Annotated in this window: 12 protein-coding genes; 4 read left to right on the top strand and 8 right to left on the bottom strand. The window is 63.2% G+C overall.

The features are described from left to right. Positions 1 to 23: 23 nt before the first annotated feature. From NC7_RS21300 to NC7_RS21285, 4 genes are read right to left on the bottom strand one after another with little or no spacing between them, the layout of a single operon-like run. Entirely contained in the window at positions 24 to 2,258 is a 2,235-nt protein-coding gene (locus NC7_RS21300) for a 3'-5' exonuclease (protein WP_067985820.1), read from the bottom strand. Further along, the gene (locus NC7_RS21295) at positions 2,258 to 3,466 is read right to left on the bottom strand and encodes an HIRAN domain-containing protein (protein WP_067985818.1); all 1,209 of its coding nucleotides are present in this window, start codon (positions 3,464 to 3,466) and stop codon (positions 2,258 to 2,260) included. Before NC7_RS21295 ends, NC7_RS21300 begins: the two co-directional genes overlap by 1 nt. A gap of 35 nt (positions 3,467 to 3,501) precedes the next feature. Further along, positions 3,502 to 5,694 (bottom strand): 3'-5' exonuclease, encoded by a 2,193-nt coding sequence (locus NC7_RS21290; protein WP_067985815.1) that lies wholly within the window; start codon positions 5,692 to 5,694, stop codon positions 3,502 to 3,504. Then, entirely contained in the window at positions 5,694 to 12,023 is a 6,330-nt protein-coding gene (locus NC7_RS21285; RefSeq protein ID WP_067985813.1) for a DEAD/DEAH box helicase, read from the bottom strand. The genes NC7_RS21290 and NC7_RS21285 overlap by 1 nt, the downstream gene beginning before the upstream one ends. A 361-nt stretch (positions 12,024 to 12,384) precedes the next feature. Between NC7_RS21285 and NC7_RS21280 the strand changes: the two genes are divergently transcribed. Both NC7_RS21280 and NC7_RS29315 read left to right on the top strand, forming a co-directional pair. Next, positions 12,385 to 12,822: a hypothetical protein gene (locus NC7_RS21280; RefSeq protein WP_157102118.1), complete on the top strand. Its 438-nt coding sequence runs from the start codon at positions 12,385 to 12,387 to the stop codon at positions 12,820 to 12,822. A gap of 439 nt (positions 12,823 to 13,261) precedes the next feature. Further along, positions 13,262 to 13,711 carry a hypothetical protein gene (locus NC7_RS29315; RefSeq protein ID WP_157102117.1) on the top strand — a complete coding sequence of 150 codons (450 nt, stop codon included), beginning with the start codon at positions 13,262 to 13,264 and terminating at the stop codon, positions 13,709 to 13,711. A 155-nt stretch (positions 13,712 to 13,866) separates the two neighbouring features. Here NC7_RS29315 and NC7_RS29310 read toward each other — a convergent pair whose 3' ends face one another. Genes NC7_RS29310 through NC7_RS21265 form a run of 3 tightly spaced genes read right to left on the bottom strand, consistent with a single transcriptional unit; the run spans position 13,867 to position 15,808 of the window. Beyond that, a complete protein-coding gene (locus NC7_RS29310; RefSeq protein WP_157102116.1) occupies positions 13,867 to 14,307 on the bottom strand; it encodes a hypothetical protein in 441 nt (146 codons plus the stop codon). Continuing rightward, positions 14,304 to 15,500: a hypothetical protein gene (locus NC7_RS21270; RefSeq protein ID WP_067985808.1), complete on the bottom strand. Its 1,197-nt coding sequence runs from the start codon at positions 15,498 to 15,500 to the stop codon at positions 14,304 to 14,306. The genes NC7_RS29310 and NC7_RS21270 overlap by 4 nt, the downstream gene beginning before the upstream one ends. Further along, a complete protein-coding gene (locus NC7_RS21265) occupies positions 15,497 to 15,808 on the bottom strand; it encodes a hypothetical protein (RefSeq protein ID WP_157102115.1) in 312 nt (103 codons plus the stop codon). Before NC7_RS21265 ends, NC7_RS21270 begins: the two co-directional genes overlap by 4 nt. 182 nt (positions 15,809 to 15,990) lie before the next feature. On the opposite strand from NC7_RS21265, the gene NC7_RS30585 reads away from it, so the two are divergent. Beyond that, the gene (locus tag NC7_RS30585; protein WP_084458659.1) at positions 15,991 to 16,887 is read left to right on the top strand and encodes a YbaB/EbfC family nucleoid-associated protein; all 897 of its coding nucleotides are present in this window, start codon (positions 15,991 to 15,993) and stop codon (positions 16,885 to 16,887) included. A gap of 656 nt (positions 16,888 to 17,543) precedes the next feature. Further along, the gene (locus tag NC7_RS29305) at positions 17,544 to 18,980 is read left to right on the top strand and encodes a hypothetical protein (protein WP_157102114.1); all 1,437 of its coding nucleotides are present in this window, start codon (positions 17,544 to 17,546) and stop codon (positions 18,978 to 18,980) included. Between the two features lie 18 nt (positions 18,981 to 18,998). Here NC7_RS29305 and NC7_RS21250 read toward each other — a convergent pair whose 3' ends face one another. After that, positions 18,999 to 19,451, bottom strand: a complete 453-nt coding sequence (locus tag NC7_RS21250) for a DUF4352 domain-containing protein (protein ID WP_067985801.1) — start codon at positions 19,449 to 19,451, stop codon at positions 18,999 to 19,001. Positions 19,452 to 19,515: the final 64 nt, after the last annotated feature.

Below are 19,515 nucleotides of genomic sequence, written 5' to 3'. Positions count from 1 at the left end.
CGGTTTACGCTGCCCCGGACGCTCTAGCGATTGAGCAGTTCCGACTGCTGCCCGCTCCAGGTGACAATCAGCTCGTCGCGCGCACGACTGGCCGCCACATACAACAGCGAACGTTCGCGCTGCTGCGCCTCGGCCTGTTCCTCCTCGGGAATTCCCCGCAGCTGCGCCTGCGACGGCACATGCTCACGATCGACCCCCGCGAGCACGACGCAACGAAACTCCATGCCCTTGGAACGGTGCATCGTGAGTACCTGCACGTGCTCGCCCCCGGCGGGCTCGGCATCGAGCACGGTGGCATCGACACCGCGCTCGACCAGCGCACGCACTATCAGGTTCCGTTCGCTCACGCCACGGGTGAGCACCGCGATGCTCGACGGCGGCACGTCGTCGGCGAGCCAGCCCTTGATCCGATCGGCAATCGTCTGCAACTCCTCCATCAGCGACCGGCATTCGATCAGCTCTGGGTTCGGACCGAGCCGAGCACTGGTGTATCCAGCGGTCGACTCCTGCCCTTCCTCCAGGTCGCGATAGTCGGCACCGGCGAGAATGCTCACCGCGAAATGCAGGTTCTGCGCGGTGGTTCGATAATTGAGCGTGAGCTTGCTCGACCGACCACCGCGGATATTGATGCCGAGCCGGTTCAGCACCACCGGCTGCCCGTAGATGCGCTGATGAGAATCCTCAGCGATGAACAGGTCGTTGGGTCCCTCGGCGACCAGTGCGCGCAGCAACGCCCAATGTGTCGCATGAAGGTCCTGCGCTTCGTCGACGATGACGTGGTCGGCCAATGTTTCACCGGTCGTCTGTGCGTGCCACTGCAAGTAGGCGGCGGCGACCGCGAGGATTTCGGGGAAGCTGATGCGCCCGCCGGCCCGCCCCTGTTTTCTGAACTGTTCGACGAGCTTCCACACCGAGGCGCGCTGCTGTCTGGTCAACCGCACACCGCGACCGGCTCGGGGAACTTTGAGGTATTCCTCGAGTGTGGTAACCCGATTGCCGAGCACCACGCTGGTGTATTCGGCCGACAGGAAGCCCGCATGCAGCAGCCGAGGATCCAATGTGCTGCCCGCGACGACATCGGACCAGCCGACATCCGGATTGGTGCGCACTCCGATCCGAGTCGGCGTGCCAGGACCGAACACCGCGTCGAACGCCGCATCGAGGTCTTTGCGACGGCTGAGTATCGCTGACGCAAGACTGTCGATACCGGCTACATAGACGCCCGGATCGCCCGGCTTCGCCGCGATGGTGATGTCGGGATCGAGCGTGAGAAGGTCGTCCTGCATCGCCTTGGCCAGCGTCTTGTTGAAGGTGGTGACAACGATCCGGGCGCCGGGATTCCGGGTGGCGAGATGCCGCGCACGGTGCAGGGCGACCACCGTTTTCCCGGTACCGGCTCCGCCCGAGAGCCGGAACGCCCCGCGGTGATCTTTCTCGACGAACCGGCGCTGATTGGGATGCAAGAAGGTGCGCCAGGCTTTGAAATCGCCCTCTTCGATGACACGACGCAGCTCGTCGTTGTCGTCGACGAGGGTGAACTGCATCTTGGTCGCGGGATGCTCCAGGGCTGCGAGGATCTGCTCGTTCTCGTCGAGGGAGTGGTCTACCGGCTGCTCGGTGAAACCGAGTGCGTCGCGGATGTCGTCGATCGCCCGGCCGACGGCCAATTCGAGCACGGCGTTCTGCTGCCAGGCTACGTCGGTGGTCTGCGCGACCGCGAAGACCGTGTCCTGATCCGGGGCGGCAAGCACCTGGGCGGCGAGTTCGGCATCCAGGCCGAGGCGGTCGGTGAGTTCGGTGAGGGTGTAGCCGGCGTTGGCGAGGTATCCCGCCGTTGGTTCGGCCGCGAGCGCTGCCGCCAGCACCCCGCCCGGGTCGGGGATCACAGTCCGCTTCTTACGGTCGGCGTTACCGTCGAGCTGACCGACGATCCCCTCGAGAACGCCGTTGATCGGATTCACCCGCAGTGTGGACTTCTCGGCGAGCTTGTTCGCCACGTCGTGTTTCCACGTGCCGAGGTAGATGTAGGTCGCCTCACCGAACCGGTCGTCGATGCGGAACATGATGGCGCGGTAGTTGAGGTCGACCCGTCCGGTGCGTACCCGCGGGTCGACCGCGCCCTTCAACGGCTCGATGTGCAGGCCGGGTGCGGTGTCGTCCGCGCAGACCTTCTTGAAGTAGTCGTAGACCTTGGCTTTGATCGATCCGTCGAGCTTCGGCATCGACTTCGTGTTCTGAGCCAGCACAACATTGGCCATTACAGCGCCCCTTCGGTCAGCTGGTTGAACTCCTGAGCCGCGCCGAAATCGGAGTCGTCGATGCCGATGAGCGCGTCGACGAATTCCTGCCCGATGGCCAGCGGCGCCGATGCTGCGAACGTCTGGTTGGTCAAGGTGACCGGCGGAGCGGTGAGCTGCTCGCGCGCGAGTAGCTGCTGAGCAGTCGCCTGAACCTTTTGCGCGACTTTGGATTGCCAGGCGGTGAGGGGCCTGGCGAATTCGATGGTGACGGTGATCAGCGATTCGGCGCCCGACTCACGCACGGTGATCTTGCTGCCGTTGCCGGTGACACCGGACTGCACTTCGACCGCCGAAGCCGACCGCGTGCTCGGAGCAACCGGCCCTGACACTCCACGTGGCGGCACGACGGCTGGTGGCCCGGTGAGCGCATCGCCGGAGAGTTCATGAGCCTTTTGCGCGCGCAAGGACAGCGTGGCCGAAACAGCCGACGCAGTGAGCATCGCCCGGGCGGCGGTGACCCATCCGCGTGCGCCGAAATGGTCGATCGCGGGGAGGTACTTCTCGCTCATGGCAGGGGAGAGCTGCCCGACACGGTCACTGTCGATGCGCACCTCGACCACCCGTTTCGTCGAACGCGCGCTCGCCTGATCCACGGCGACCAGGCTGACGATGACAGGCCGTTCGCCACCATCGGTGTGGAAGCGGGTCAGGACATCGGTGTGCTCGCCGGTCCTGAGTACCTGTACCGCGCTGCCCTCGGGCAGCATTGTGTACGGCACGACCGGTGGGTCGTTGAGCGGAAACATCGTTTCCGGGCTCGCCACGTAGAGATGGACATCGGTGCTGAGCCGTCGTTGCTCGCGCCCGTGATCGTCCCACTCGGAGTACTCACGTGCCCATATCCGGCCCTGCGCGACAGGGATGTACCCGCGGTTCATCAACTCGAGCAACGGGCGGTGGTAGCGGATGGCGTCCTCGCGCGGGAGGTAGCCGATCGTCTGGTTCGCGAAGCGAACCGCGACAGCGTTGCGGTCGTACGGGTTGTCCGGTTCCGGTACGAGCTCGACCGTGCGGCGGGTTTCGGTTCCGCGCGGATCGAAGTCGTCGCCGAGCATTCCGAGGAAGTTCGGCAGATACGACTGGGTGCCGACGACGTCCTGCGCGGCCCAGCCACGACTGGTCGTCCACAGTGAGTAGGGCTGGCGAGGTGTCGCTGGGGGATTCATCTGTTGCTCCGGGTGTGCAGGTGGTATTCGACGATTCAGGTGTTCGCCAGCAGTTCCGAACGGCGCCCGTTCCATGTCACCACCAGCTGGTCGCGCGCGCGGCTAGCCGCCACATACAGCAGGGACCGCTCCCGTAGCTCGGCCTCGCCCCGTTCCTCTTCCGGTGCTTCGTTCAGCACAGATTTCGCGGGCACGTGCGCGTCGTCGACTCCGGCCAGGATCACCTTGGCGAACTCCATACCCTTGGACCGGTGCATGGTCAGCACCTGCACATGCCCAGGTCCGGCGGGGTTGTCGTCGAGCACCCGGGCTTCGATGCCGCGTTCCCCGAGGGCGCGCACGAACTGGCTCCGGTCGTTCTTTCCCCGGGTGAGCACAGCGATGTTCGAGGGCTCCTCGCCCCCGTCGAGCCACTGCCGAACCCGCCCGGCGACCTGCTCGAGCTCAGCTGCCAGCGAATCACAGGCCAGCAGCATCGGTTCGGGCCCGGTTCGAGCACTGCGATATCCGTGCGTGGACTCCTCGGCCTCTTCGAGGTCGTGGTACTCGCCGCCGGAGAGGATGTCGATGGCGAACCGCAAATTCTGTGCCGTCGTACGGTAATTCAACGTGAGCCGCCGTGAGCGGCCGACAATTTTCACCCCGAGCCGACCGAGCACCACCGGTTGCCCGAAGATCCGCTGATGGGAGTCCTCGGCGATGAAAAGGTCGTCCGGCCCCTCCGCGACAAGAGCGCGCAGCATCGCCCAGTGGGTGGCGTGCAGGTCTTGGGCTTCGTCGATGATGACGTGGTCGGCGATGAATTCACCTGCGGCGCTGCGCTGCCGCAGGTATTCGGCCGCCAACGCGAGCACTTCGGGAAAGCTGACGGTTCCATCCATCCGGCTGCGGCGGCGGAACGCCTCCATCAGTTTCCAGACGGCGATGCGCTGCGCACGGTTGAGCCGTACACCACGCCCGGCGCGCGCGACCTTCGCGTACTCGGCGACGGTGGTCACTTTGTTGGCGAGCACCACCGCGGTGTACTCGCTCTCCAGGAAACCGGGCGTTACCAGGCGTGAATCCAGATCTGTCTCAACAGTTCTGGTGATCTCGCGCCAGACCTTGCCGGTATCGGTGCGACGAGGCGGCAGCGTCGTCGCGCTCCCGAGAACCGTCGCGGAGATCGGGGCGAGATCGCCTGCCCGTGCCAGTACATCGCTGGCCAGCTTGTCGACACCATCGATGTAGATGCCGGCCTCGCCGGGCTTGCTCGCGATCCGCACGCCCGGATCCAGTGCCTCGAGATCGGCCTGTAGCTGGCGCGCGAGCGTCCGGTTGAAGGTGGTGAGGACGACGCGGGCATTCGGGTTGCGCCGCCAGAGATTGCGCGCGCGGTGCAACGCCACCACGGTCTTGCCGGTTCCCGCACCGCCCGACAGCCGGAATGCGCCGTTGTACCGCTTTTCCGCGTACGCACGCTGTTCGGGATGCAGGAAGGTGCGCCATGCGGCGAAACTGCCACCCTCGATCACGCGACGCAGTTCCTCGGTGTTGTCACCGATGTAGGCGAACCGGATCTTCGACGCCGGGTGCTCGAGCGCCTGCAGGATCTGCTCGTCCTCGCCGAGGGTCGGGTCGACCGGATTCTCCGTGAGTCGGAGTTTGGCGCGAATCTCGTCGATGCTTGTGCCACAGGCCAATTCGAGGACCGCGTCCCCCTGCCACCCATCGATCTGCGCGGCGATCTCGTTGATCAAATGGTCGTCGGAAGCCGCAAGCACTCGTTCGGCGAGTTTCGCGTCCAAGCCGAGGTCGTCGGTGAGCTGGGTGGTGGTGAAGCCGAGGTCGGCGAGATACCCGGGCTTCACGGCCGGTTTCGGCTGCTGGGTCGGCGCAGGTTCTGCGGTGTCGGCGATGATGAGCTCGAGGACGCCGTTGACCGGGTTCACCTTCAGTCCCGCCCGGGGTGCGAGCTCGGCGGCGGTAACGTCCGGCCACGCACCCATGTAGACGTAGGATCCCTCCCCACCCGCGGGCGCGACGTAGAACAGAATCGCACTGTGCCCCAGGCCGATTCGTCCGAGCCGCACGCGCTCATCCGTGGCTCCGGGAACTTCCTCGATGAGTGTGGACGCGGCAGGTTCGTCGTCCTGCACGCTGTAGAGGAAATCGTGCGCGCGCCGTTTGATCGCACCTTCGAGCTCGTCCGCGGACCCGCTGGTCTTGGTCATGATGACGTGCGCCATCACATCACCCCGTTCGTTTGCAGTGCTCGGACGAGTTCCGCCGGATCGGCTGGGCAGATCGTCCAGCCTTGTTCGGTCATCGTATTGGCCGCCTCGGGCTCCGCGAGGAGAACTCCGAGACGGACGTCGGGCCAGCCCATGTCGATCACGTCACCACGGTCGGTCTCCACACCGAGCACCGGCACCGGGACGCCTGCCGCGGCCAGAGCGAGGACGAGTTCGCGTTCGGCATCGGAAACGGTGTCGTCGTAGAGCACCTGCCAGTCGGGCGTGAGCTCGGCGCTGCCTGCGTCCGGTCCCCGCTCCGGCACAGTGGAGTTCGCCTGGAGCAGGGTTCGGGTGGTGATCACGTGGTCGGCAAGTCCGAACCAGTTGGACAAGCGCAACCACTCCTTCCACGCGCGACCGCCGTCGAGTTCGAGCTTCTCGTCCCGGTCATCGAGCGCGAGCACCGCGTCCAGCGTCTTCATGCCCTTGTTCGTGGCGGCGGTGATGGTCAACGGGCCGTCGCTGTAGGACCAGCAGTTGTACTCGCCGTCCGCCGGAGTCGAAGCGGTCCCGTCGATGAGGTCGAGCGCCCAGCTCGCGATGGCGTCGGCGTCGCCCTGGTGGCGGCCGTTGCGGAGGAACATCAGCGGAAGCCATCGCCCCACTGCTTCCCATGGCTCGCGTTCAGGCTCGAGCATGTACTCGATCAGCTGGGTGATCGGGTCGGCATGCAGCAACTTGAACAGTTTCGGCTTCAAGTTGCCGTGTTTGCGGGTCGGGCCTTCCAGCTTTTCGGTGAACCAGGTCGGCTTTTCCGTCCGCGCGGCTCGAAAGCGCTCGAGATCATCGTGGGAGAACGACCAGACCACCACGCCGCCGGAGCGCAGGATCTCACGTTTGTGGGCGTCGTCGGCCACCCGGTTGTGCTCGGGTGTCGCGTGGTAGCGGCGACCGTCGGCGAACACGGCGATGAGCGGGATATCGGGATCGCTGGTGCGCAGTTGGAAGTCGGGTTGGCTGTTGCCCATCAGCACTTGTGGCTCGAGCTGCCAGGTCCGGATCTTGGTGCCGGGCAGTTTGATCGTTGCGGTCGGGCCGTAGGTGCCCGGTTTTTCGGTGACCGTGGCGCCCATGGTGGTGAGCCGCTCGGTGAACGCGCGGTAGAACTCGCGTTCCAACGGCGACTCGGCGCTGCCTTTCGGTACCGGGGTTTCTTCGGTGACCGAGTCCAGCCAGCTTTTCGCGTCCGGCTCGCCGTCGCGGCATGCGAGCAGATCATCGAGCACCTTGGCTGCCGTGATCCGGGAAACCTTGTCGAGTTCCCGTGGCGGTGCGAACGGCAGCAGGCATTTGTGGCAGGCGAGCCGGTCGGTGCAGTCGCAGTTCTTGACCACTGTGCGTGCCGCCGCAAGTACCTCCCACACTTGACGTGGGTTGGCGAAGTCGGCCAGATAGCCGGTGCCACCGGGCACGGTGTCGTGGATGAGCAGGGCCCGCTGGTTCGGGTTGTGGAGGGCGTCGGTGATCGCGGCGACATCGAGATGTTCCGGGGAGCCACCGATCACCTGTCGCAGGCCGAGCAGGATCGCAGCGCTGAGGCTCGGATGGGCGAACGAGTCGTATTCGAGCCAGCTCGGCAGGTGCAGCAGCACAGCCTGGGTGCGTAGTGTCCGAGCCAGCGCGATCTCGCGAACGTGCTTCTCGTCATCGGCTTTGCGGTACCGGCACCAGCTGCGGTGCTCATGTGGCTCGTTCCTGCCCGCTACCTTGTCGAGCTGCCCGCACCCGGAACACACGCGGAACAGCGAACCTGTGGTCGTGTTGCCCGCAATGGTTCGCTTGCCGCCCTGCGAGTTTCGCCTGCCCATGTTCAGCCAGCGAATGTCCATGCGCCGCAAGTACTCCGCGCCGAAGTCCTGCTCGGCGACGAACCACCGTTTGGTGACGTTGTCGGGGTCGATGTCGGCTGCGGCCAAGACCGTGAACGATTCCTTGCGCCGTTCGTCACGGATGTCGTTGATCGCCGCCTCGTCGCGTCGCACCTCGGCGGACACCTTGGCCATCTCTACCACTTGAAGCTGTTGGCTCACGTCCGCGATTGCGCTGGTGTGGCATCGAGGGCACTGATTCGGTGGGGGTGTCGGGTCTGCGGTGTGGGTGATGCCTGCCCAGCCGCAGGACGGGCACAGCCGCCAGATCTGGATCGCGGATTCGCCCGCGCCGAGATCGATCGCGTCGATTTCCACGGCCAGCCCCTGCGCGTAGAAGGTCGCGCCAGGAGCCAGCTCGGTGAGTGCGACCCGAGAGCCGCGCTGGTAACTCGCTGTGTCCTCGGCGTATTGATTGGTGTCGGGATCGATCCAGGTGATGCCGACATCCAGCAGCACCGCGTCGTCGAGCAGCGTGTAGTTGGGCAGCACGCCGTACCGTTCGAGAACCCCGACCCAATGTTCGGTTGTCAGCGCGCTGATCGACTTCGACAACAGACGCAACGTGCCTCGGGCCGTGCGCAAATCACGCTTGTCGTCGTCGGTGGCGGCCGGGGAGTTGGCACGCTGTTCGAAGTCGGGAATGGCCGCGTCCACTGCCGTTCGCCGGTGCCGCAACTCGTTCACATCTCGATTCCAGCGATGCACGGCGTCGCGCAGCAATGCTCCGAGGCCGCTGTGCTCGCCGAGCCCTGGCGGGGTCGCCCAGTCGCGGAGGTTCGCTGCGGTTTCCGTCCGGAGCAGATCGCCGAACTGCCCGAGGAATTCGTCGACCAACAGGTCGGCGTCGTCGTCAGCGGTCTCGATGAGGGTGCCCATCCAGGTACCGGAGTCGAAACTCGACAGCACGTTGGTCGCGTTGCCGGGATCTTCGGCTCCCGCACGCCGCGCGAGCCGGTCGATGATGTGCGCGATGTACTGGCGCTGCAGGATTTCCTCCGCGGTGAGGAAGGTTGCCGGGGGACGCACCTCCCCTTGGATCACCGACGTCGGGTCACCGAGTTTCGGCAGGTGCTCGCCGCGTCCGCGGACGAAGGCGAGCGCGAGTGAGTTACCCGTGAGGCGTCCTGCGCGGCCGACTCGCTGGAGATACGACGACACCGTTCGCGGCATGGAGCCCAGCATCACCGTCGACAGGTCGCCGATGTCGATACCCATCTCCAAAGTCGGCGTCGCGACCAGCACGTTCGGTGCGGTGGGATCGCTGGCCGTGGCCTTGAATTTGTTCTCGTACTCGAGCCGTGTCGCGGTGGGAAGCAAGGAGGTGTGTTCACGCGCGACCACCCGCTTCATCTCCGAGTTGTCGTAGAGGTCGCGGTAGAAGTTGTTGTGTTTGGCGGCCCGTGCCAGCCTGCCCGGGCATCGGGTCAACAGGCAGGGAGCACCGTCGAGCTGGTCGACGACGGCCGCGCTGCCCGGCGTGGGCGTCTGGCAGACATCGCAGACGAGCAGGTACCGCATCCCGGTGAGCCCGGCCGGGTCGGGGATACCCACCAGGACCGAGTCGTGCGTCAAAAGATAAGCAGTCAGCGACTTCTCGGTGTTCTCGGTGATCACCACGCGTTCTTCGGCGAACACTTCGAACAGCGCGCGTGCCAGTGATCCACCCTCGATGGGCGAGACGTTCAGGCAGCGCGAAGCCCAGCGGGCGTACCACGAGGCGGAGACGGTGATCGGGTCGAAGCCGTCAGGGATGGTCCGGCCGCCGAGCGCCGGGAAGGCCGGTGCGGGGCGTCCCTTGGGGAAGGCGGGCATGCCCTGGCCCTTGGGGCGGCCACCCCACACCCAGCGTCGGTTCGCGTCGCGCTGAACGTATTTCGTCAACCAATCGTGGGCGATCGCGCCACGGGTGCGCATGCGTTCGGCGACACCACGAACCCACTGGGTCACCGCGGCCTCGTCGGGCTCGGAAAAGGCGAGCTGATGTTCTGTTCGCTTCAGCGCGTCGGCGCCCAGCTGCGCGACGCGCCGGGGAGAGCCGAGATCCACCTCCGACACCACACTGCCGGTGAGCTCGAGCGTACGACCGAGGCGAGACTGCAGGCCGAACTCGAGGTCGATATCGAATTGCAGGCGCCGGGCAACAGTCCTGGCCGCCTTCCGTCGAGCCTGGGCGGTGCTGTCTGGGTCCCAGAACGGAGCGAACTCGTCACGCTCGACGATGTCGGGCGCGAGGAGGTGATAGCGCCGTCGCGCGTCTTCACCTGCCCGGTCGAGTACCGAATCGCAGAGCTCGGCGAGGGTGAGCATCTGCTCGCCACTCACCTTGTCGCCCAGGGCAGTCCGTAGGGTCGACCGGAGGCTGAGGGTGTGCGACCTGGCCTGGACGAATCCGGCACGGTGGGCGGCGTCTTGGACGCTGTCGGTGAAGACGAGGGCCTTCTTTTCGCCGTCGGCCAGTTTCGCGTCACCGAACAGGTTCGACAGCGCCACCGACAACTGGGTGGCGATCGCGCTGCCGAGGAAGCGGATGCCGTCGTCGGCACCACACGCCGGGCACACGTCCCTACGCGAATTCTCGTCCGCCTCAGGGCCGTTCAGGAACAAGACCGGCAGCACCCGCCCGTCGAGTACCTCATCGCTGTCGGCATCGGGTCGTTCGTCGACGATCTCCCGGTCGTCGACGCGGAACCAGCGCAATCCCTCGACCGGAGTGTCGATTTCGGCCTCGGCGGGCGCGGAGATCAGCGCTCGGAACCGTGGACCACCGGTCGCGTGGTAGCTGCGCACGTCTTCGTCACCGGCATCCAAGGTGTGGCCGGTCGGTCCCAGCCGAACACCCCAGCCCGACCGACCGCAATGCCTGCAGTAGAGGGAGGGGTAGTAGTCGACGGTGGTTCCGTCGAGTTTTCCGTCGTCCGGCCAGCGGAACTGCGGGGTCACCTCGGCCGCACGATCGATCCGGGACAGCTCCCGAAGCCACAGGTGCACATCGACATTCAGTGCCGACCGGCCGACCTCGGCGCGCACGTGCGAGAGCGCGGCGAGGAGATAGCCGACGTAGCGCTCGCGGTTCGCGAGGCCACGGGTGAGGTCGCGTTCGCCGGTCTGGGCGGGCAGAACGGTGGCGGCCAATTTCGCGGTCGAGATGGCGTCGACCGCACTACGCAGGACCCGCGCGAAGGTTCCGTGCCGTTTGATCAGATCGAGCATCTCGGATTCGTCGAGCTTGTGCAGGCTCGCGGTGATCCGCTCGTGGGTGTCGTCGATGTCGGAGGTGTGCCGGAACAGCGTGGCGAGTACCGCCGCCGTGAGTCGCTTGTTCGTCACGGTTTGTGCTGTGGTGCGGTCGAGTTCGGCAAGGGCCTGATCGATCACCGGCTCGACTGGTGAGAATGTGCGATCCAGGTCGCGACGGCGCTGCGCGAGCCAGTCCTCGGTATCGAGCCGCGTTTCGCCGATGAGGGTCTCGGGTGTGAACGTCTCGCCGAAAACGGTTTTCGCGAAGTCGAGCATCGACGTCGGCGATCCTTTGGACCCCAATGTCGCGGAGGTGGCAACCGGCGTGATCTTCCCGAGGGGCCGCGCCCGATCTGCTTCTGTGACAGGGGAACCGGCGTTCCAGTGTGATTTGACGGTCAGACCGAGCCGTCGCAGCAGCATCGCCACATCCGTGCCCTGCGCACCGTCATAGGTGTGGAACTCGTCGAGCACCACGTACTGCAGCGAGTCCGCCGACTGCCGCCACATCGCCGCCCGGTCCGGCCGCAGCAGCATGTGGTCGAGCATCTTGTAGTTGGTGAGCAGGATGTCGGGCGGAGAATCGTGCATCAGCCGGCGATCGGTGATCAGCCCCGACTCCGACACCATCGTGCGGCCGCCGGAGGATTGCTCACCCGTGTACAGACCCGCCGTGATGCCGGACAGCTCCGAATGCTCGGTGATCATCTTCGCCAGCCGCTGCTCCTGGTCGTTGGCCAGGGCATTCATCGGATAGATGATCAAAGCCTTCATCCCGACCACGCCTGCCTTCTTGGCCCGCAGCACGTGGTCGAGGATGGGAATGAGGAACGACTCGGTCTTACCGGATCCGGTGCCCGTGGTGACCAGAGTGGGCAGCGGCCGGCGTTGAAACTTCGTCGACAGCCGTTCGAACGCGGCGGCCTGATGACCGTATGGTTCGAAATACTTCGGCCACCAGTCCAGGTGCATGCCCCAGTTGCCGCGCGCCGGGGCGAAAGGCAGCCGCAAGCGCACATACGGACCCTTGAAAAGTCCGTCCGCGGGATCGCCGATGAAGTCGGTCAGCGCACCCTGGGTGTCCGGATCGGTCAGCGCGAAGGTGGTGGTCAGGTAGTCGGTCAACCCTTCCCTGAGCCGTTCGGCCTGCAGTGTCGGAAGCAGCGCCCCCACGTGTGTGCTCCTCATCGTGCGTGACCGGCATGCGGTTCGGTCGGGTGTCGACCTGTGTTCATCTGGAACTATCGGGTTCGGATGCTAGTTGATTACGGGATTCGGGATTTCTCGATCGCGGTCGGCGGCTCGCTGACTGCGGAGGATGATCTCGAACGCCCATTGCCGGTAAACGTACACCAACCTTTAGTAGGTTGACAATGTTTTCCCGTTGTCTTACGGTTTCGTCGTATCTGCACCGCGGGTCTCCGGATTGGAGCCTGTGCGCCTCGAAGGGATCTGCCGAATGTCGTTCGACCACTACGATTTCGCCCCACCCCCACCGGCAGCCTTCGGTCAGCGACAGCTCATCGAATCGTACTTGGACGCGATCCTCGACTTACGCCGCAAGAACCTCCCCGGCAAGGATGATCGCCGCGCTCATTTCGAAGGACTGCAGCGGTTGTTCGAGGTGGACCTTCCAGTGGAGCGGCCGGGCATGGAGAGCCGAAATATGCTGCGCTACATGCTGTTCAGGACAGCAGACTCCTTCCATTCGATCACCACACCGTGGAGCGGGATCCTCGAGGGCGGGCTCATCATCCGGCAGTTCGACAGCGCGGGCATCACTGAGTCGGCCATGTCCATCAGCCGCGAGATCAGTCGGTTGGCCCAGGACTCGGAGCGAGAACACCACAACCTGATCGCCGTCCTCCTGCGCGGCCTCTACGGTGAGAATCTCGACCGAACCTTCACGCTCGACGAGCTCCGAGCTGCCGACATCCCCATCCCGGTCCCGATCCGCTATCTCCCTGACTGACAGCGGGTTTCGTGGTCGCGGCCGCAGTGTCCGAAGGCCGGGGCGTGGGATCGGAAGACTCCATTGGTCAGGAAGTCGTGGCAGCCGTGGTCCAGGCAAGGAACTGATCCGCAGTGAAATCGGTTTGCCGAATTCGGTGGCCTTGAGGTTCCCCTGCTTTCTCGGAGGCTTGGTCTTCCCCGGCTTTTCCGGAGTTGCGTTGCCAGATTCTTGTGCCACCCCGATGTGAAGGAGTGGGATGGGCTCACGATTCCGAGACCAATGGAAAGGTGACGAGGACCGTGTCTTGGGAGCTTGGTCAACCTCCGTCGGCTGCGACCGTGTCGGAAACATCCGTGACAGAGCGTAATCCGGGGCGAGAAGATCGAGTAGACAACCGTGACTCCAGTGGACCCCGAACGCCGGTCGAGAACAACGACGAATCTGGAAGGCCACTAAAATGACTGCACGACAACTCGTTCCGCTTCTGGCGGCGATGCTCTTGGCTGCAATGGGTTGTAGCTCACCGGCCTCGGAATCATCTGAGCCCTCCGCCGAGGTTCGTCATGACCAAGAGCCGCTGACGAAGCGGTTCCCGTTGATAGATGAACCCGTATCGGTCAGCTGGATCACTTGGAACAACGAGGGGGGTCGTGTGCCTGGCCCGACTACCTACTGGATCCAAGCTGTCGTAGAGTTGCGACCCGAGATTGCCGACGAGATGCGATCGACGTTCAAACTCTCCTCCTCGCAACCGAAGCCGTTCGAGCCCGCGCTTGAATCGAGTGTGCCATCGGTGAGTTATGTGTCCGGCCCTGAAATAAATTCTGCATTCAGCGTGAATGGATGGAAGTCCAGCGTGTACTTACAAGCTGATGGGCAGACGCTCCTCATCGACACAGTGGACTGAAGGAGGAGCAATGAGTGTGCCAGGGAGCGAGGACCAACTCGGATCAAAGGTTCGCCGAGCCCAAGAGGCGTTGGCCGAGATTCGCGGCGAAACCGTCGTGGGTGGCGCTGATCGACAGCGTAGGCACCTTGTCGCCTACACCCGGGTATCACGTGCTACCAGCTGTCGATCTCGGCCGGAATATGCTGTGGACTACGGACCTTGAGCCAGTTGCCATCGGCCTGACGATCGAATCGGGAGGTCCCCACGTCTCCTGAATAGACCCACAGCTGCTCGGGCTCGCTCGAAATCCAGCCGACGACATAACGGTGATGCCGACTGGTGCTGTACTGGTCGGTGTCACGGAAGACGATCTGACCGGTTCCAGTATCGGTGATGGACACGAACATCGAAAGTGGCTCGCTCGGGTTCACCTCGGCCTGGAACCGCCCACTCGGCGACACCGCGGGTTTGCCTGGCTGCGCAAAAGTGCTGTGCAGAGGCGCCTCTGTCGTCGTCTCAACACCATTGGCCCGCGAATGATCCGGGCCTGCACACGCTGTCGCACTCACCGTGGCGAGCGCCAACAAGGGGGCGACCAGTCGAAATCTACTCATTTCGGGTACCCGGTCTGGCTGATTACTCGTCCCGAAGCGTCCATGATCAGGGTCGTGTTGGCATTCCAATTGATGTGAATGTCGTACGGATCCGCCTGTCCGAGGCTGATCGCTTCTGCAACTCTGTTCTTGTCCTGGTCGGACTCGTACTGCTTGTTGGCATCGATCGTGTCGTTCCAGGTGTAGCTGTTGAACATCGTCACTTCATACGTGGCGTCGCCTCTGTCGCGGACGGTGGAATTCGGAACGAATGTGAAGCCGCCGACGTCGTCGTTGGTGCCATGGAGGTACTGGTATCCGATGATCTGCTCACCATTCTCGATCTCCATTTGGAGTCGTTGTGGTGTGCCGGCCTGGGATGCGTTGCCGTTCTGCAAATACCCTTGCACTGCTGCCGCTGCTGCTGTCGTGACCGGTTCTTCGAGCTGGTTGCGGAGCAGTTGGTTGTTCATCATGTACTCCGACCACTTGGGGTCGCTGTTGATGTACCAATCCCCGCCGCCGGTCAGGTATCGCGCCAGGATCGCGCGGCCTTGCTCATCGGACGTGGTATCCCAGATGTCCCGGTTTATCGACTGCGGTGCGCCGGTAGCAATGATCGGCGACGCGTCGGGAAGATTCGTGAACGCTGTGGTGATCGCCTCGTCGACGGCTGCCGCAGCCGAGTGTGCCTGTGTCAGTGCTTGTTTCACCGTGACTGTCGACGCATCCGCGTCCACCTGGAGTGCTCCGGCTGCGGTCGAGTACGACGACGCGTCCGGCAACTGCGACAGCAACGTCTGGTGTGTACTGGCCGAGATCGTCACTGTGCCGTCGTCAGCGACCTCATAGCCGTTTGCCTCTGCGGTTTTCACCGCGTTCACGACGGCAGATTTGGCCGACTCCAAGCTGCTCGCACCCGACTGGGCCGCCGCCGCGCCGTCCTGTAGGGCCGCTATGAAGGTCCTGGCTGATGTGCGGATCTGATCGTGCTTGGTTCGCATTGCTTCTGCCGCGGTTCCGGTCCAGAAATCTCGTCCCGCATCGACAGCGCGATCTTGGTTGTCGTCGAAGGTGAGCAGCTTCGTCGCCTGGGTGGTCCAGGCAGCGGCCCGCGCGGTCAAAGTCGCTGTGTCCCACGCGAGTACCTGCGCAACGGTCAACCCGGTGGCCTCGGCGACTGCCTGCTGCTCGGTGGTGCCAAGTGTCGTCACGACAGCGCCGACTGTGCTGCTGCAATATTGCCGGCGTTCTGGGTGTCCTTGCTCTGGAACTCCGTGACTGCGGTCGAGGTAGCTGTCGACAATGCCGCGTACTCGATGACCAACGACTGCGCTGCCTGTGCGATTTTGCTGAGCGCAGTGGTCGCCGCATCTGGGATCTTTGTGCCGGGAAACGTCAGCGCAGTATTCTCGGTTTCCCCGGCGAACACCGCCGTCACCTCGGACTCGGCCTTGGCAAGAGTTGTCGCGAGCTCCCGTGTTCGTACCGGATCGAGATCCAGACCCTTTGAATCAGACACGATTTCCCCCTTCGCACGCTCCCCGGTCGGCGGCTACGCTATCGGCTGCTCAACGCCGTCGCAACAGTTGACGGATCAGCCGACAAACACGAACACTCAACTCGTGGTGATCATCTCAGCCCGCCACGCGTCGTTGCAGAAGCGGTAGGCTCAGCGGTGGAGTAGCTAGAGAAGGTAGCTGTATGGGGGATATCGACCCGGTCTCGGGGCAGATCGAAAGGCTCCAACGCGCCCTCACCGATGCCCGCGGTACGGCGACCAGTGCCGACGGAACAGTGCGGGTGGAGGTCGGCGCGAACGGTACTCTGCACCGTATCGAATTGGGCGTTGGCGGAGAGGATCTCGAACCGCAACAGTTGGTCGAGATGATCGTTGAACTACATCGACAAGCCACTGTCGACGCGTCGGCATCGGTGCGCGACGCTGTTGCTTCGCTGAGTAGCGACCCCCGTTTGCGGGAAGACCGTCAAGAGATTGTCGATCAGTTGGCCCGGCCACCATCGGCGAATGGAGGCTCCAGCGAACCGGTTTCCTCCGCATCGGCTGTTTTACCGAACGGTGGGGGAGCGGAGGACAGCAGGACTCCGTCAGCGCGTCGGGTATCTGTGCCCGGACCGGCGCAGGACACAGGCTGCGGCCGAGATCGCGAAATTGCGCCCAGGATCATACGATCGCCGTCGCCCTCGGCATCTCGCACCGCACCCCAATCGCGGTCACCAAGTCGCACTGGCACCAGGACGAGCTCGGTATCCCCCTTCGACCCGGTCGCGTTCCTTCCGACGGCCAGTCGTCATGTGAAGAACTCCGAACCGCACATCGATGGCACCGACCGAAGACCGCTCGATTCGAAACTCACTGCCGACGCGGATCGGACTTCGCCGGAAGCCGATCGGGTCATTGCCGCGCAGATGAATGACGTAGGCCAAGCCGATCATGACACTGTCGACTCGGCGCCCAGGGACTCAACCGCCGCGTGGGGCGATCCGGCGGACGAGTCCGATGCCGCCTGGGCATCCTGGCCGCAGGACGACTATGTCCCGACTTCCTGGGAATGGTGGGCTTTGCCCTCCACTGACTGACGGCGGTCGCCGGTAGGCGCAGTCTTCGTCAGCTATTAGCGATCTGGAGATCGTCGTCCGGGCTCCGGTCGACGATCAGTCGTTGAGATCGAGGCGATTAGGATTTCTGACCAGCTGGGCGATTCAGTCGCCCATTGGACTCTCCATGTGGTGCAACCGGTTACGCCTGCCAGAACTGCTCGAACGCTGTCTGATCCTGGTCCGGCGCTCACGCGTTGTCTCGTTCCCCCGCTCGACAGCGACGACGGCGCTGTTTCCGACTTCGAGTCGACTTGGTCTTCCCCCGGTTTCACGGAGTCACGTTGTTAGACCTCATGCCACAATGATTGCGTTCTCGTACTGCACGCCCTGGTCTGGATGGATGATCGCGCGCTTGCCCGGGCGGCGGCTGTCGACGGCCATACCCAGCGCGTTGGCGAATAACGCCGCAGTCTGGGAGGAGTCGATCGCCGAGGAGCTTCGACTTCTGAGCTTCGAATTTGAGGAGAGGTGCGGCCCGAATGATCGGATCGGTGCTCGTTACCACCACCAAGGGATGCTGATGCGAGAGTGGATGGACGCGACCCGTCCCCTCGGACGTCTACGACTGGCGGCAGTGCGGGTCGGACAGTTTGACCGAACTGATGCCGAATAGAGCAGACTCGTATGCACGCCAGATGTATTCTTTCTTGATGGATCTCAGCCTGGCAACATCTCGACATTTGTGGCCGGAAGACGGGATGTGGTATGTGGAAAGTGATCAGTCACCGCTAGGCACCCGAGATGATTTAGACCTGACTGGCTATAACCGACTACAGCCGATTATCGAGAACGCTGTTCTGGAGACAATTGCTGTCGAGGGGCCGCTAGGCATCTATCCGCTGATGGATAAAATTGTATATAGGTTCGGCTGGGAGCGGACGTCGGACAAGCGAAGGGGTCCGGTGCTGGTTGCCATTCCGCAGGAGTTAAGACGCGGGCTATATGTATGGCCGCCAAATCTGGATCCGAAAACGTGGTACGGGTTCCGGGCCAGCCCTCCCGGCACGCGTCGAACGCTGGAATGGATTTGCCCCGAAGAAATTGTCAATGCATTGTGTGCAGTTGCATCGAACGCGCCGGTAGGTCTCACAGAAGAAGCACTCTTTCGTGCGGTGTTGCGTGTATTCGGGCAACGCAGGATCTCTGATGAGGCTCGCGCGCACCTCTTGATGGCGAAGGATCGAGCATTGGCATCTGGTCGGCTACTCAAAGACGGTGCTGACTATTGCGCGACAGTGCGAAAACGATACAGCTGGCGGCCTGGGCAAATCTCGCTCGTGGCGGAGGGGGTATCGCTGGACGTGTATCCAGCAAAACTTCAGACTGCGCCATCTTCATCTGGAGTCGTGGCCCCGCGATTCCAGCTTCCACGTACATTGGAAGAGCAGCTGGCGTTCGAATTGTACCCTGGCGAACAGCTTTGGGCTTTGGTGCCGGTTCAGGGGGTTCAGCGGATGATAGACCGGGTAGCAATCACCAATTCGAGAGTTCTAGGATTCAGTTCTTTTGACTTTCCGCGCCTTGGTGTCAAGTGTTCTATCGAAGCAGATGACATTGCCAGCTTCGACATTTATAGAACCGCGAGTGGCGGCATCATGACGGTTGCCACACGCCATCGGGATGATATCGGGTTCGGCGAGATCGTCGGTGAGGAAAATGTCGCGACCGTACATCACAATCTCGGTCGCTTGGTCGTCGCGGGTTTTCCGCCGGAAATACGAGCAGCGTTGGGCGCCATAGCCGCAGCGGAGTGCCTACCCGCCCCTGCGCAGGGCGACCGACAGGATGCGTCGACAGGGCACGACGGCGTAGGCGCGTTGTCCGATGAAATGTCAATTCTGACTATTGCAGACCTTCAGTTCGATTCTCTGGGAGATGAAGAGTCGTTCTTCGGCTGGTTGCAGCGAATAGGGTCGGTCCTTCATTGGGAATGTCGGCACCGCACGCTGGAGGTCATGGTGGGAAGGCCTGCCACCAGTGAATCTCTGTGTGAGCTACGTGCGCTTTTCGGTAGGTACAATATCAGTATGGACCTCCTACGTGATCTTTCCGATCTACCGCGTAACATTTGACGTTAATTAGAGTGGGTCTCAGTCGAGATTCACGCGAGCGCCGGAGCTGAAGAATCCGCTCTTGAATATGACGAGCTTCGGTGTGGTCCCCTTTGGAACATCGAATGCGATCGACTCTTCTTCGGAGAAGCCAGGATTCAGGCTTGTGTGGCCCGATGATATGGGCTCGAACTCCCTCCCCTCGCCATCGATGAGCCTCTGGCTGCTCAGGGAGTAGGATTTCGGCTCTTTCGCGACGTTTGTCACGGTGAATTTCACGATTACGAACTCGCCCTGGGCTTCGTCGAAAAGAAGACCATCGCGGGTCTCGGTAGCGCCTTGCCCCCACGATATGACTTCGAATCTTATCCCGTCATCATGAACCGCTGAGCCAGCCGCCGCTGTCTTCGAGTTCCCGTTGGCGTCGAAGAGAGATCCAATACAAATCAAGCCAACGACAACGAAGATCAGGACTACTGCCCACCTCGGCACACCCCGTGCAGGAGGGCGCGGCGGATAGTAATTCGGCTGACGTAATGAGGGAAGTTGCCCGGTG

The organism is Nocardia caishijiensis NBRC 108228 (assembly GCF_001612825.1).
In the GTDB taxonomy this organism is placed as follows: domain Bacteria; phylum Actinomycetota; class Actinomycetes; order Mycobacteriales; family Mycobacteriaceae; genus Nocardia; species Nocardia caishijiensis.
The sequence above is the reverse complement of the archived record's forward strand: the minus strand, read 5'-3'. Positions and strand labels throughout refer to the sequence as shown.

Coding starts and splice junctions, on each gene's coding strand:
- NC7_RS21300 (WP_067985820.1), bottom strand. CDS start 2,258: ATGGCCAATGTTGTGCTGGCTCAGAACACGAAGTCGATGCCGAAGCTC.
- NC7_RS21295 (WP_067985818.1), bottom strand. CDS start 3,466: ATGAATCCCCCAGCGACACCTCGCCAGCCCTACTCACTGTGGACGACC.
- NC7_RS21290 (WP_067985815.1), bottom strand. CDS start 5,694: ATGGCGCACGTCATCATGACCAAGACCAGCGGGTCCGCGGACGAGCTC.
- NC7_RS29315 (WP_157102117.1), top strand. CDS start 13,262: ATGACTGCACGACAACTCGTTCCGCTTCTGGCGGCGATGCTCTTGGCT.
- NC7_RS29310 (WP_157102116.1), bottom strand. CDS start 14,307: ATGAGTAGATTTCGACTGGTCGCCCCCTTGTTGGCGCTCGCCACGGTG.
- NC7_RS30585 (WP_084458659.1), top strand. CDS start 15,991: ATGGGGGATATCGACCCGGTCTCGGGGCAGATCGAAAGGCTCCAACGC.
- NC7_RS29305 (WP_157102114.1), top strand. CDS start 17,544: ATGTATTCTTTCTTGATGGATCTCAGCCTGGCAACATCTCGACATTTG.